Below are 14,210 nucleotides of genomic sequence, written 5' to 3' on the forward strand. Positions count from 1 at the left end.
AAGGAATAAAGTGAAAAGAGTCATCTCCTGATCACGACTCTTCATTGCTGCCTAGCACTTCCCTTTTCAATATGGAAAATACATTTGCATCGTGAAAGACTCCACCTTGAAAAAGATAGCTTCTCAGCAATCCTTCGTGGGTAAATCCTACTTTCTCTAATACCCTTCTTGAACTTGCATTTTCAGGATAGACATTTGCTCCGATTCGTTGAAATTTCATAGAATCAAATCCAAAAAACACAAGTGCTTGAATGGCTTCGGTTGCATACCCTTTTCCCCAGTATGGTAGATTTATTTCATACCCGATTTCTGCACGAAGATGCTTTTCAGAAATAGCGTGAAAGCCGCATGTACCAATTAATTGATTGCTCTTTTTTTCCACGATTCCCCACCGATATAGCATCGTATAATCATCAAGAAAATCTTTCACAAATTTATCCGCTTCTAATCTAGACTGAAATGGCTCCATACCGTAATACTTAGTCATTTCTGGGTTAGAGAAATACGTATAAATTTCCTCAGAATCTTTCATTGTTAAACTTCGTAATTGTAAACGCTCCGTTCTTAACATTGGAACTGGTTTCAATGCAGTTCACCTCACCCTTCTGTCATCTCCGCCACAATATATTGGTTTGTCCACATTTTCATCATTAAAACGAGACTTTCTTCGTCTCTCGAAAAAATAAGTGTCGAACCTATCTGGTCCGTTAACAGCCAACCATCTGTTTCAATAAGCCATAACACCTCTTTAAACCCATCCCCAGCATTCATTTTTGTCATAACGGTCTTGGTATCTTCCTTTGACGCAAGAGTAACAACTGGAGAACCAGTAATGGCAAGTTTTGCCGCACCTCGTACATTAGGATTAAAGGAAAGTAGCACTCCTGTTATAAGTACTATCCCTCCTATAATCAACAGTGTCCATTTCAACCGCATCCGCATCACCTTTACATATTTATTTTTCTACCCAAGATCACTAAATCCCTCTTTATTCCTTCCAATTCTGCCACCTGAGGTAAGTAACCCCATTTTTCGAAGCCGAATTTTTGGAACAATCGAAGGCTTGGTACATTATGTGCAAAGATAAATCCTAATAGATTTTCAATATGAAGAGACGGGCAAGCCTCTAATGATTTACCTAACAGATATGCCCCTAATCCGTTCCCTCTTGTGCTTTCATGGAGATAAATACTAATTTCTGCAGTAGCCTCATAAGCTGGACGACCATAAAATGATTGAAAACTTAACCAAGCACATACTGTCCGTGTTTCTGCTTCTTCCACCACCCATAATGGTCTTCTTTCCTCATTATGTTCATGGAACCAAGCAAGCTTGTCCTCAACTGTTACAAACTGAGTGTCTGCCGTAACCATTCTACTTTGAACAGTGGAGTTATAAATCGAAACAATAGCTGGCAAGTCATCTAAACCCGCAGAGCGAATTATTAAATTTGAGTTATTCATGCTGATTCACCTTTCTAGTATTCTATGCTTTTATCCTTGTATTAGTATATTATTTTTTAGGAAAATGGAATAGAATATTTTTTAAAATATTTTCAAAAAGTTAACAGAATACACACCTACTATGAAAGCAAATATGGCCGTTACAGGAATCAAACGAAGAAAAGCGGTTGAGGAATACAGAGGTCTATATAAAAAGAAAATAGTTTGCATTTATTTGTTTAACCTAGAGGAGAAAAGTGGCAGATTAATTCTTAAATGAATGAAGAGCATTCTCCTCAATAATAAACTCTGATTGTAATGGATAACAGATTAATAAAATGATACTAAACACAAAAGTATAGTGTGTTATCTTCTGTCTTTTAAAATTGGCTACTATACTATTTCATATGGATTAACAACTACTTATTCATTATTCTCACTTTTTAAACTCTCTGCCTTAGCACATTCTACCCCTACACATACCGTGAACCAAAAGGCTATGAGATAGATAATTTTCATCGAAAGTCCTCCTTGTTTTACTGTTAAGGTATCTTAATTATTCTTTATGCAGTCTTTAGCAAATACATTCGTTAATTGTTGCGCTACTATCGGCTCCTCCTCCATTGCTATAGAGTCTCTTTCTATTATTTTGACAGGACAAGGAAGAACCCTGCTTATTGACAGGAAACGTCATCTTGTCATCACCACTTTCAATTTATTTAGTATTATCTTATAGCATATTTCAAAATTTTTATAGCTTTATTTTTACACTTTTCCGAAAATTAAAACATTATCTCGTCTTATGGTTTTTAACTAGCTCAAACTAATTATTTAAGCGAAAATTGTAGACTCTTGCTTAAAGAAGCGCGTTTCGGGATACCAATAAGAGCGCTCCTTGACCTCTTTCTTTTCCCTCTGATTTGGGCAATTCAGAGGTCATGCTTTTCCTTTCTTACAAAATCCACATGCCCTGACGCCTAGAAGGCTCCCAAGACCGCCCACGATTGCTGCCACCTAGCACAGAAATTTACAGGGCGTTAAAAGGGGTCACCTTGTAGTAGCTGGATTGACCAAACAAAAAAGCAGTGGATTCACAAAAGGAATCTCACTGCTCGTCGTCATTCATTAGTTTGAAATAAACATTTGCGTCCAATAATGACCTGAACGGCCACCCTTCGCATAACCTACCCCAATTTCAGTATACTGGGTAGACAAAATATTCTTTCTATGGCCATCACTATTCATCCAAGCATTCATGACCTCTTGTGGTGTTCTTTGCCCAGCAGCAATATTCTCACCTGCTGCTCGGTAAGTAATACCAAAATTACTAATCATCGTAAACGGAGATCCATATGTTGGAGACGTATGACTAAAATAATTCTTATCTATCATATCTTGGGACTTGTATCTTGCAACTCTAGATAACTCCCAATTCATTTTTAATGGTTTTAAGCCATGTTTACTACGTTCTTGATTCACTAGAACAGCAACTTGTTCCTCTAGTGACTTCTCCTCTCCTAACTCTGGAATGTTAAGTTTTTGACCTGGGTAGATAAGATTAGGATTCTTAACGGTAGGGTTCGCAGCTATCACTTCTGAAACACCTACTTGATACTTAACAGCAATTTTCCACATCGTATCACCGGATTGTACCGTATGACTTGTAGCTGCTAATGCTGCAGTATTTCCACCTAAGACTAAAGCGACAATCGACAAGGGTATGAGGACTTTCTTTAAATTTTTCATACTCTTACTCTATTATGAATAACCAAAAATAGAAACAAGAAATTATTGTAAGAAAACAAAATCAAACTCCAAAGAACCATACCTTTAAATCCCAAAAGGGGCCTGGCACCATATGGTATTTATTGTAATAATAGAAATACAACGGCTACTCCGGCGCCGATTGCGAAGGCGGTAAGTAGGGCTTCGGCTCCTTTAGATAGGCCAGATACGAAGTGACCTACCATTAGGTCGCGGACTGCGTTGGTTATTAGGAGTCCTGGAACGAGAGGCATGACTGATCCGATTATGATTTTATCAAGTTCTTGACCGATCCCGAAATTAACCATCTGAAAAGCAAGAAATGCGATAATCAGGGAAGCGATAAACTCCGCAAAAAATTTAACCTGTGTATAATGTTGAACACAAAGTAAGCTTGCAAATCCTATCCCCCCTACAATTATTGCTGGTAAAAAATCACCCCAAACTCCTTTGAACATAATTAAAAACGAACCACTTGCAATCGCCGCTGCAAGTATTTGAATCCAAATCGGAAAGGCTAAATGGGACGCTTCAAGTTCCTTAAGTGACTCATATGCAACTTCAACATCTAGCTGACCACTGGAAATTTGTCGAGAAATGCTATTTACTCGAGCAACCTTTTCCAAATCTGTCGATCGATTACTGATTCTCACTAGTTGAGTAGGGTTAGTCCCTTTAAGTGAAACAATAATACCAGTTGGCGTCACAAAACTATGCGTTTCTGTTATTCCATATGATGCAGCAATTCGAGTCATGGTGTCTTCTACTCTGTATGTCTCCGCTCCACTTTCCATCATGATTTTACCTGCTAGAAGACATACCTTTATAACTTGTTCTGCGCTATGCTCCACCACTCTACTCATTTGCCCTTTTCACCTCTTTACTTGATTCACCACTCGACTTTTTAATCACCTTCATCACACTTTGTACAAGAACCTCAGCAAACACAAGCCCCATTGCAATTGCACCTGAAATCATAAATGCTTTTGCTGCCAACGGTATAGCTGCTAAATAATCATTTTGAGCAAGATTGCGCATTGTATTATAAGCAATCCCACCAGGAACAAGCGGGATGATTCCTGCAACACTAAAAATAATCATTGGCATTCGAAAACGCTTCGCCATTATATGTCCTACTAAGGCAACTGCGAACGAACCGACAAAAGAAGCAATTACCGGATCCACTCCAGCATCAGCTAATAGTATGTATGAAATCCATCCGACCATTCCAACAAAGCCACAATGAATTAACGATTTTCTTGGCGCATTAAAAATTACTCCAAAACCTGCCGAAGCAATAAAACTAAATAATATTTGTGACCCGATATATCCCATTGCTTCACCTCATTTTTTCTAATAAAGCTTATTATATAGCATTTTGAAGGAAGAACCCAAAGAAACTAACAGAGAAAAATACTCTGTTAGTTTCTTTGGGTAATTTTCATATATGATTACTAACTTCATCTATCCACTAACCATGTTTTTGCTACTGCCACATACTCTCTCGTCCAAAGTTTAAAGATAGCAATTTTCGGAGTTTTTCCAGGTAGTGTATGCACTTCTTGAAACCCCAAACGTTTGGCAATGATAGATGCACGGTAAAGATGAAAATCATTGCTAACAATTGCTACAGATGCGTTTTCTTCCATGAATTGTTTAGAATAAGATAAATTTTCATATGTAGTAGTCGAAGAACCTTCTTTAATGATTCGCTCATTCTCGATCCCATGTGCCAACAAAAAACGTGACATTGCTTCTGCTTCTGTTATGTCTTCTCCTGGCCCCTGTCCTCCAGAAACAATTACCTTCGTACTTGGATTTTCATTTAAGTAATCCAACGCAGCTTCTACTCGATATTTTAATGCTAGAGTCATTTGTTCGCCTTTCACCCTTGCCCCTAGTACTATTAAATAGTCCACCTCATTTGGGGGTTGTTCTTTAGCGGTATGATAGATAAAAGCATGTACTGTTATCAAATATATACCTAAAATAAATCCTAGAGGGAGAAGCAGCTTTTTCCACTTTAATTTCTTCAACATCATTCCCCTACCATTCAAAAAAATCTTTATCTACTTATTTAACGTATAGTTAATTGGTATAGTTCCAAAAAAGGGAGAATATGTTTTCGAAAGATCAAAGTTCTTCTTCGCGCAATTTATCATAACTTCTAACAGGCTTAATGTTTATTTCTACCTCCAATAACTCAGGTACAGATTGATGTTTAAATGTAGCATTCCAATCATCATAATGATGACGAAAAGCATGATCCTCTAGATTAAAAATATCTGCTCCTAAATTCCTTCCTTTTTGATAAGAATTCATCACATCCTTTTTTATGTTTTCGCTTACCTTCTCTTTAATCTTGTTTAGGTTCAGCCCCTCAATACTCTCTCTTACTAACACGCCTATTTGAGAGGTGAGAACATAGCCTTCTTTTTTCATGACCAATTTTGTATGAGGTTTTAAAACTTCTATAGCCGAAAGCGTGTTTGCTACATCAATAACAGTTATATTCCGGCGTGATGCTTCATTAACTTGTATAAATCCATATAGATCATTTTCAGACAACCAGCCCAAAAATGTTTGATTTTTCACTAAATATGCGCCACTGATATAAGTAGTGATGATACCTTTTTTATTTTGAAGTATAACTTGATCCTCTAAACTTATAGAGGGAATTAACATCGTTTTGGTTTTTTCATTATACATATAGAGCAGTTCTCTAAATGTAATAGGTGGAATGGTTGAATTCTGATGTTGCATATCTTGTGGCTGATTCATTCTTGAAATAGAATAGGGATATTGAAATGGCATTTTGGCTGTAAACACATTTTCCAAATCCACATTCGTTCCATAAACCCATCCAGTAAGCCTGACGTTAAAATTAGAAACTAGCGACTGGAGGGTTTCTTGTAAGTTTCTCTCTAAGATTCCTTCACCAAGTAAAAATAAATTAAGCTGATCATAATTCACCTGTATTTGGATGTTTTTATAAATTTCTTCTATAGCAGTTTCAACAGTATTTCCACTTCCCTTTGCCAACCACACAGGTATCGATTCATTAGCCTTTCCTTGTTCTGTTTTAGCAACATTCGAAAAATCCAAAAATTGCAATATAACTTGATATTCATCATCGATATAATCAATACCCAATCCAACTACATAAGCTAAGAATTGCACTTCTTTAGTTCCACTGCAACCTACTAAAACTAAATGAATAACTAAGATCAATGACAATATTATATTTCTCATGAGGAAGTCCCCCCAATCCTTGTCTTATCTTTCGGTTTTAATGATGTTGACCTTTTATTCGCTAAATTTGCTGGGTTGCGAAAAAGAATATATAGTATATCCTTCATATTAAATTCAAGAAAGTTTACCATATATGAAATCCCGAAAGATTGTAGCCTACAAAGAAGAAGCACAATAGATAGGAGACCTATCATAAAACCAAAGATTCCAAAAAATGCGCTTAATGCTAAAATATATAATCTGATTATAAAAACATTACCTAATAATGATTGATTCACTAATGTAAAACTTGCAACAGCCGTAATACCAATGATTACTAACATCGTTGGAGAAGTAATGCCCCCTCTAATAGCTGCATCACCAATGATTAATCCTCCAAGGACAGCTACCGTCTGCCCAACTGATTTCGGTAACCTGACACCCGCCTCTTTAAATAATTCGAACATTATTAACATAATGAGAGTTTCAAGAAATACAGGAAATGGTAGACCAAGTCTTGATACCGTTATTGTCGCAATAAGAGGTAATGGTAGCTGACCAACATTATGTGTAATTAGCGCGGTATAAAACCCTGGTAAAAATAAGGTGACCGCAAAACCAAGAAACCTCAATAACCTTTCTATGGTGGCATAATAAAAGTTAACATTTGCATCTTCAGGTGTTTTAAAAAGATAGGAAAAATTTGAAGGTGCGATTAATACAGTTGGCGCACCATCAACAATTAGCGCAAAACGTCCCTGATTTAGTGAATCCACAACAAAATCTGGTCTCCCACTATAGTTAACTAAAGGAAATATGGACGCTGGCGTATCCACAATTAATTCTTCTAACATCGAGCTACTTGTAAGAACATCAATATCTATTTGCTCCATTTTCTCCTTAATATTCGATAAAATTTCTTGGTTGATAATATCTTCTATATAAACTAAAGTAACAATTGTTTTAGATCTATCTCCTACTATGTAATCCCTCATTACCAAGGATTTAGTTTTTAAACGCTTCCTAATTAGACCAATGTTTGTTATTCTTTCTTCTATAAACCCATCCTTCGGTCCCCTAATCGAAATATCTGTAGAGGATTCTTCTGTATTACGAGATGGGATCTTGCTAATATCATATAAATAGATAAACCCATCATCTTCTGGAGTTATTAGCACAAGTTTCCCGTCAAATACCTCTTGGACGATAAAATCTTCAGTTACTTCTTCTAAAGACTTCTTCTCCTCTTGAAATGCGGTGGAAAGATTTTTTTTATCCTTTAGAAAAGGCATCCTTAATGTATGTAATAAACTAGAATCAACCAAGGATTTACAATAAATTATAATAATTGGTTTTCCCATTATTTCTTCTTCTGATTTTATCCTCACATCAGAAGATTGATTGAATAGTTCTTGTAAAGCGTCTAGTGATAAATCAATCTCATGAACTTGAGCCACTACTCATACCACCTCGTATTCTCTTCTTGCCCTTTTTCCAAAGAATAAAGTATAGAAATGGCAGATAAACCACCAGTGCACATAAGGAGAAAGGTAAGAATAGCTCATTAACGAATGAATACAGCGTACTTAAATCCATCGGAAGAATAACTCCTGCATACATAACAAGGTACATTCCTATCATCAAACCAAGGGACTTTTTTCCTTTCCCCAAAATTTGCACAGCTATTAATACATATAGAGATATTCGAATGAATCCCCCTGCTAACCATTGAAAAATAGCCAAAAAATCTGCATGAGAAAAGTATTTTCCAATGGTTAGGATGCGCCACTGTTCAAAAGCAGGATAACGAAAGTGACTTACTTGATGAGGACCAAACTCCACAATTGCACCTACAGTAGGTCCTACCATTAAACCTAAAATAATACATCCAACTAAGAATACTTTTTTCTTCGTTAATGGTTTCTTTAATTGTGGGAGAAAAAAAAGCAAAATAATTAACTCTAGAATTGGCATCGAAGAATACAATACGCCATGAGTTATCGGCCCATATCCATTTTCTAAAATTGGCAATAATAACTCATAATTTTTATTTTTTATATTCCCGAGCATTACAAAAAAACCTAAAAAAGTGACAAATGGTAATAGGATGCACCCAGCAGCTATAATAGCCCTTAATCCTGACTCCGACCCCCAAAAACATAAGAAAACAAGAAAAAAACCTATAACAAAAACCGGAATATCTTGCATATAGCTGATCTTACTCCAGATAACAATATCTTTCGTTGTTATCCATGCACTGACATATAAATAAAGTGCTAGCGGCAGTAAGGAAATATAATAAACTACTGAGGTGCTGCTATTTTTCAGAAATTCAACTAATGAAAGTTTGTTAAGTATTTTACTCATATTTGACAATAAAAAGCTGATAATCAATAGAGGGAGAATTGCCATTAAAATACTAACCCAAGCATCCCTCTTTGCTACAGTTACGAGCGGAGGAATGATTTGGACATGTGCGAAAAGACCTGTTGATAGCATAATGACGAACACAATAGAAATAAATTTCAATGATGATTTCATGATGCACCCTTCACGGATAGTTTTTCCTTATTATTACAAGAAAAGATAATTTTATTCGAATGGATATTAAAATATGTTGGCAAAACGGGTTTTTCATTATTATTTGGGCTACCCTGAAAATGACTTGGTTATCAGTTGAACGTCCTGTTGATTTGCGATTCTAGAACCTCCTACAGAACAAGGAAGGCTATGAAAAAAAGCTATTTCTACATACATATCCCGTTCAAGCAACTTAGTCATAAATCTTTTAACACACCATCTACAAGTAGACTATAACAATGTGAATACTCACCTTTTCTAACTCAAAAAAGAGAGTAGATTAATATCTCACTCTCAACATAAATAAACTTAGAAATTAAATTCTTCATATAAAGAAAGGGACATTAGAATGATTCCCGCAATAAAAAAAGCTAGAGTTGCAATCCAGTGAAAGATCGAAAAAGAAATAATCGTGGAAACAAAAGTAAATAATAACCATTTAAATGTATTCCTAATCGAACTCACATCCTTACATACTTATTAAAAGGCTCCCGCGTCCTTTTCCTTCCAAAGGATCTCACTATATACTTCAGCAAATGCTTTAATCGTATTATGAAGTTCTTCTAAATTATTATCTACACCGCCAACTTCTAAGAGGATTGATTTATTGGATAAATCTTGACCATACACACCATTCCCCTGGGATTTATTTTTCGGCCATATCTTCCTACTAATTCCGGGATATTTTGCTTCCATGGCATTATCTAATTTAGTTGCAAACTCCATGTTCTTTTTATAATCCTTATGACTTTCACCTACTACAAACATCACTTTAGCATAGCTCTTCCCATTAATAATTGCAGTAGTGTGTTCTTTTCGAGCAGAATCTCGATGAATATCAATGACATATTTCACTTCATTATTCGTAGCTAGAACCTCTTGTAATCCTTCCCTGGAATATTGATAAGCTTGTGATGCTTTCCATCCCCTAGCATGTAATTCTTTCGTTACATTGGTCATATCGTGATTCGCATTTATACCTTTATTTTTTAATTCTTTCTTTAACATGTTTCCAACAGCTATAACGTTAACTTCCGGGTTATTGCTTATTGCCTCAACAGGAATGGTAGCATCTTTCAGTAGCGGCAAAAAAGACTCATAACTGTGAGAATGATAGATATAGACCAATTCCTCCTCCATCGTTCTCTCTGACGGCGGTGCTGTTTCATTATGATTCTCTTTATATTGATTTATTTGTTCTTGTGCAATTTCCCTTTCTTTTAACAAAACTTCCATTGGCGGAGCAGATTCATGCGATAAAGTAACATCGTCTGTTCCTTGACTTGCGAAATATATATGGTTTTCATAGGCAAAAAAACCAGGTAGTTCATTACCTAATAGGCTTCTTACATCTTTAGGTTTAATATTTGTTGCTAGCTGAAAAATAATAGATTGGACAGGTAGCTTTTCTACCACTACATCTTTCCCTACTAAATAGTGATTTTGGCTCTGAATTATGTTCAAATATAAATTAGCTTCATTTATATTGCCTAACCATGAAGTGATAATTTCAGATGACATTCTATTAGAAAAGACTGAACTGATAGAAGCGATTAATAGAAATGTCATAATGATGGCTATGATGGTACTGTTCAGATATATAATAAAGACATTCCTAGTTTGATTCTTCGTAACCTCTATAGTAAACTCCCTCCTTTTTCTATTATTTGTATGCAAATGTTGAAATAGTTAGAAGAGTATAGGTTTCTTTTTTGAAAAATGTTACCCTGAAAATAATTAGGCTACTGTTGAAACTCCCTGATGAATCCCGCTCTAATTAACAATAAGTTTTAACGAAGCTAAAAAAAGAAGGCAAAGTCATTTTTATCTGACTCTACCTTCTTCCAGTTTACTATATCTATAAGTTAATGATGATTTCCATCATCGGTAGGAGATTCTTCTTCTTTATTAGACTCTTCTCCTAAAATTCTCTCTATTTCTTCTTGTGATAAATCACCTACCACAAGTTGCTTCGTAGGCATTACATGCATCCCTCGGGCTGTCACATGAGCTTGTACTCGATAGATTCCTTCTTTTTCGAAGACTTCTTCCACTTGGTAGATACCGTCCCTTTGATGGGAAATTTCTACTAGCTTACTAGCCTCTTTTCCTTTTTCGACATTCCAAATTTCAAACTGAACCTCCTGTGCGTCCTCTACGTTTTCTTCGCCTTGTCTCACGTGAGTTTTCAGTTCAATAGATTGGTTGGTCTGTACTTTTTCAGGTAATTGGATATCGACATTTATAACCGTTAGTTCCACTTCTTCCTCTTGGACACTTGTACATCCCATAAGAAAGATACCTAACGTTACTAAGATAAGACTAATATTTTTCATTACGTTTCTACTCCTTACCCTAACCATTCTTTTAACGGTTTTATTCTAGTAAAAACAACTTTATCTAAAATCAAAATAACAATGATAGAAATTCCAACTAACGGCATAATGATACCAAATCCTAACATAATTAGCGTAACAGCCCTCTTAATCTTCTTATCCACTTGTTTTCCAGGTGCACCAAGACGATCTTTAGGTTTTCTTTTTCTCCACATCACAAGCGAACTTATGATTAAACCGATTAGTCCGATGCATAATACGAGACCTATTAACTGATTCATAAGTCCAAATAAACGCCCTTCATGTAGTGCTATACCCAGAGTAATAGCTTTTGCCATTATTCCATAATCTCCAAAGCGAACATCTGTCAACACCGCACCACTGTACTGGTCAATATGCAAGGTCGCGCTGTCAAACGGTTTAGAATGGGATGTAGCAATTGTAAATACCCCAGTTTCTCCTTTTGGAAAGGTTACGGAAAAAGGCCTTTGAACTTGTTCATGCTCAGCAATCCGAACGATATCATGAATCGCTAACGGAACATATTGGTTATTTATTGATGATGGAACAGGTACATTTTCAGCCGCCCATGGAACATCCTCCGCAATATCCTTAGTGACTGTAATAGACTCTGGTTTCTCCATAAAACTTAATGCATAAGGAGGATAACCTGAATTCGTCGAGGTAGCAAGACGATTAATTTGTTCCCCCATCACACCAGACCATGGTAATCCCGTTAAAATGAGCAATAGTAATCCGAGGGAAAACCAAAATGCCGGTACTGCGTGCATATCTCTCCAAAATGTCCTTCCTTTGCTTTTCCACCTCGGGAGGATTGTGCCCCAGATGGCTGCTCGATTTCTTGGCCACCAAATATACAAACCAGTTACAAGTAAAATAATTGCCCAGCATGCCGCAAGCTCTACTAATCGGTTCGCAACTGTGCCCCCGACAACGAGCTCGCTATGTAACTTTTTAATAATTGTCATGAACTCTTCTTCAACTGACAATGCCCCCTTTATCTCTCCAGAATAAGGATTTACAAATACACTCACCAGTTCCCCGTTCTGAATGGTTCCCACTTTCATTGTACGTTCATCTTCTGCGAAAATTGTAATGCCAGTGACTCCTGCATCTGGATAAGCTTTCTTCACATTGCCCACAAGTGCATTTGAAGATAAAGTCTGGTGTTCCACATTCTCTACATAAAATAAATCTTGATAAAGCATCGACTCAATTTGTGGCTTAAATAAATAGACAGCTCCACTAAAAGCAAGCACAATCAAAAAAGGAGCAAAAACAAGCCCTGCATAAAAATGCCATCGCCACATCGTGTGATAAATGCCATTTCGCACTTGTTTACCGCTCTTTTCTTGTAAGTTATCTTTCATTTCCATATGCATACAAACTCCTTTGAAAAATTTCTCTGTATGCATAGCATAAAAAATAAATGTGAAAAAAGAATGAAGTTCAAAGAGAAAAAATCGGCAAAGTTATCGTCACCGTCGTTCCTTTGCTCTCTACTGATTCAATCTTTACCTCCCCTTCATGCTTCTTTACAATTTGCTGTACTATAGATAACCCTAAACCAGTTCCGCCATCCTGCCTAGTTCTCGCTTTATTGACACGATAAAACCTCTCAAAGATATGAGAAAGGTCTTTTTCAGGAATTCCAACTCCTTGATCTTGAATAATGAATATTGCTTTATCTTTTTGCTGTTTGAGTGTCATTCTGATTTCTTTTTGTTCCAAACTATATCGTATTGCGTTACTAATGAGATTCGTAAGTACTTGATCAATACGGTCTCTATCACCTTTTACAATAATAGCTTCATCTAGTTCAGTTTCTATTGAAATCTGCTTCTCAGCTAGCTTCAGTTCAAATCTTTCCACCACATCATGGATCACTTCCGATACAATAACTGGCTCTTGATTAATCGGGTAAGTGTCTCCTTCAAGCTCCGCTAAATCTAGTAAATCATGGACGAGACGATTCATTCTATCTGATTCTTTATAAATAATTTCTGCATACTTTTTATGATCGACAATTCCTTCTACAATCGCCTCGCTATACCCTTTTAAATAACTAATCGGTGTTCGAAGCTCATGAGATACATTCCCTAAAAACTCTCTCCGCTTTTGTTCTACTTCATCCAAACTTGCCGAAAGCGTGTTAATCGAAGATGCTAAATTGGAAAGCTCGTCCTTCCCGACGACCGCTACTCTTTTAGCAAAATCTCCTTCTGCCATCTTACCTGCAACAAGATCCATTTCTTTGATTGGTTTTACCAGTTCATTAGTAATTTTCATTCCAACTAAAAAAAGAAGAAACACTATAATAACGAGACCTCCAAATAAAATCATACGGATTGGTTGAAAGGCTTCTGTTATCGCAGTCAAAGGTAAATATAAAAATACCGCTCCAGCTAAGCGCTCATGCTCTTTTAAAGGAACTACCACTGCTAGTACTTCTTGATTTAAACCTTTATGTATTCTAGAGAAACTAATCGTTTTTCCTTGAAGGAGTTCTTGTCTTTCCGAAAATGTGATCAAATTCTCATCCGAAAAAGAGTCAAAAGGAGCACCACTTGCAAGTAACATTGGATCATCCGTAAAGATGATTTCAGATTCTGAACTTTCTTTCAACCATTCCACCTTTTGTAGAAATACTGTACTTCCATCTTGGTGAAAGGATTGTTCAAGCTCTTGCCCTTGAAGCATTAACATTTTTAATTGTTTTTCAATATACAGCGTTTCATATAAATAGTAGGAAAGTGCAACCACGATTACGATAGTAAAAGTAGAAACTGAGATTATAGAAATCCAGATTTTTTGGCGTATAGAAAGTGACTTCATT

General features: G+C 36.2%; 14 protein-coding genes. All 14 read right to left on the reverse strand.

All coding sequences use genetic code 11. The annotated features are described in order from the left end of the window. Positions 1-31 precede the first annotated feature (31 nt). The 14 genes from BK580_RS14980 to BK580_RS15045 all read right to left on the reverse strand — a co-directional run bounded on the left by BK580_RS14980 (position 32) and on the right by BK580_RS15045 (position 14,209). The gene (locus BK580_RS14980; protein WP_235864053.1) at positions 32-586 is read right to left on the reverse strand and encodes a GNAT family N-acetyltransferase; all 555 of its coding nucleotides are present in this window, start codon (positions 584-586) and stop codon (positions 32-34) included. A gap of 11 nt (positions 587-597) precedes the next feature. Further along, complete coding sequence (locus BK580_RS14985; RefSeq protein WP_078381121.1) at positions 598-936, reverse strand: hypothetical protein; 339 nt, start codon at positions 934-936, stop codon at positions 598-600. A gap of 11 nt (positions 937-947) precedes the next feature. Then, positions 948-1,463, reverse strand: a complete 516-nt coding sequence (locus BK580_RS14990; protein ID WP_211279035.1) for a GNAT family N-acetyltransferase — start codon at positions 1,461-1,463, stop codon at positions 948-950. A 1,104-nt stretch (positions 1,464-2,567) separates the two neighbouring features. Then, complete coding sequence (safA, locus tag BK580_RS14995) at positions 2,568-3,188, reverse strand: SafA/ExsA family spore coat assembly protein (protein ID WP_078381122.1); 621 nt, start codon at positions 3,186-3,188, stop codon at positions 2,568-2,570. A gap of 119 nt (positions 3,189-3,307) precedes the next feature. Further along, on the reverse strand, positions 3,308-4,069 hold the full coding sequence (locus BK580_RS15000; RefSeq protein WP_078381123.1) for a threonine/serine exporter family protein: 762 nt from the start codon (positions 4,067-4,069) through the stop codon (positions 3,308-3,310). Continuing rightward, positions 4,062-4,541: a threonine/serine exporter family protein gene (locus BK580_RS15005; RefSeq protein ID WP_078381124.1), complete on the reverse strand. Its 480-nt coding sequence runs from the start codon at positions 4,539-4,541 to the stop codon at positions 4,062-4,064. The genes BK580_RS15000 and BK580_RS15005 overlap by 8 nt, the downstream gene beginning before the upstream one ends. A gap of 125 nt (positions 4,542-4,666) precedes the next feature. Then, on the reverse strand, positions 4,667-5,248 hold the full coding sequence (locus tag BK580_RS15010) for a YdcF family protein (RefSeq protein ID WP_078381125.1): 582 nt from the start codon (positions 5,246-5,248) through the stop codon (positions 4,667-4,669). A 91-nt stretch (positions 5,249-5,339) separates the two neighbouring features. Next, positions 5,340-6,458 (reverse strand): Ger(x)C family spore germination protein, encoded by a 1,119-nt coding sequence (locus BK580_RS15015; protein ID WP_078381126.1) that lies wholly within the window; start codon positions 6,456-6,458, stop codon positions 5,340-5,342. Further along, positions 6,455-7,894 carry a spore germination protein gene (locus BK580_RS15020; RefSeq protein ID WP_139364907.1) on the reverse strand — a complete coding sequence of 480 codons (1,440 nt, stop codon included), beginning with the start codon at positions 7,892-7,894 and terminating at the stop codon, positions 6,455-6,457. The genes BK580_RS15015 and BK580_RS15020 overlap by 4 nt, the downstream gene beginning before the upstream one ends. Beyond that, positions 7,878-8,978: an endospore germination permease gene (locus BK580_RS15025; RefSeq protein WP_078381127.1), complete on the reverse strand. Its 1,101-nt coding sequence runs from the start codon at positions 8,976-8,978 to the stop codon at positions 7,878-7,880. Before BK580_RS15025 ends, BK580_RS15020 begins: the two co-directional genes overlap by 17 nt. A gap of 519 nt (positions 8,979-9,497) precedes the next feature. Beyond that, positions 9,498-10,481 carry a stage II sporulation protein P gene (spoIIP, locus tag BK580_RS15030; protein WP_078381128.1) on the reverse strand — a complete coding sequence of 328 codons (984 nt, stop codon included), beginning with the start codon at positions 10,479-10,481 and terminating at the stop codon, positions 9,498-9,500. Positions 10,482-10,882: 401 nt separating this feature from the next. Further along, complete coding sequence (locus BK580_RS15035) at positions 10,883-11,353, reverse strand: FixH family protein (protein WP_169865036.1); 471 nt, start codon at positions 11,351-11,353, stop codon at positions 10,883-10,885. Positions 11,354-11,367: 14 nt separating this feature from the next. After that, positions 11,368-12,744 carry a PepSY-associated TM helix domain-containing protein gene (locus BK580_RS15040; protein ID WP_139364994.1) on the reverse strand — a complete coding sequence of 459 codons (1,377 nt, stop codon included), beginning with the start codon at positions 12,742-12,744 and terminating at the stop codon, positions 11,368-11,370. Positions 12,745-12,823: 79 nt separating this feature from the next. Beyond that, on the reverse strand, positions 12,824-14,209 hold the full coding sequence (locus tag BK580_RS15045; RefSeq protein WP_078381131.1) for a sensor histidine kinase: 1,386 nt from the start codon (positions 14,207-14,209) through the stop codon (positions 12,824-12,826). Between the last annotated feature and the right edge of the window lies 1 nt (position 14,210).

The organism is Sutcliffiella halmapala, from assembly GCF_002019665.1.
Lineage (GTDB): Bacteria > Bacillota > Bacilli > Bacillales > Bacillaceae_I > Sutcliffiella_A > Sutcliffiella_A halmapala.

Excerpts from the sequence above, each read along its gene's own strand:
- BK580_RS14985 (WP_078381121.1), bottom strand. The coding sequence starts at position 936 with ATGCGGTTGAAATGGACACTGTTGATTATAGGAGGGATAGTACTTATA.
- BK580_RS14990 (WP_211279035.1), bottom strand. The coding sequence starts at position 1,463 with ATGAATAACTCAAATTTAATAATTCGCTCTGCGGGTTTAGATGACTTG.
- safA (WP_078381122.1), bottom strand. The coding sequence starts at position 3,188 with ATGAAAAATTTAAAGAAAGTCCTCATACCCTTGTCGATTGTCGCTTTA.
- BK580_RS15000 (WP_078381123.1), bottom strand. The coding sequence starts at position 4,069 with ATGAGTAGAGTGGTGGAGCATAGCGCAGAACAAGTTATAAAGGTATGT.
- BK580_RS15005 (WP_078381124.1), bottom strand. The coding sequence starts at position 4,541 with ATGGGATATATCGGGTCACAAATATTATTTAGTTTTATTGCTTCGGCA.
- BK580_RS15010 (WP_078381125.1), bottom strand. The coding sequence starts at position 5,248 with ATGATGTTGAAGAAATTAAAGTGGAAAAAGCTGCTTCTCCCTCTAGGA.
- BK580_RS15015 (WP_078381126.1), bottom strand. The coding sequence starts at position 6,458 with ATGAGAAATATAATATTGTCATTGATCTTAGTTATTCATTTAGTTTTA.
- BK580_RS15025 (WP_078381127.1), bottom strand. The coding sequence starts at position 8,978 with ATGAAATCATCATTGAAATTTATTTCTATTGTGTTCGTCATTATGCTA.
- BK580_RS15035 (WP_169865036.1), bottom strand. The coding sequence starts at position 11,353 with ATGAAAAATATTAGTCTTATCTTAGTAACGTTAGGTATCTTTCTTATG.
- BK580_RS15040 (WP_139364994.1), bottom strand. The coding sequence starts at position 12,744 with ATGAAAGATAACTTACAAGAAAAGAGCGGTAAACAAGTGCGAAATGGC.
- BK580_RS15045 (WP_078381131.1), bottom strand. The coding sequence starts at position 14,209 with ATGAAGTCACTTTCTATACGCCAAAAAATCTGGATTTCTATAATCTCA.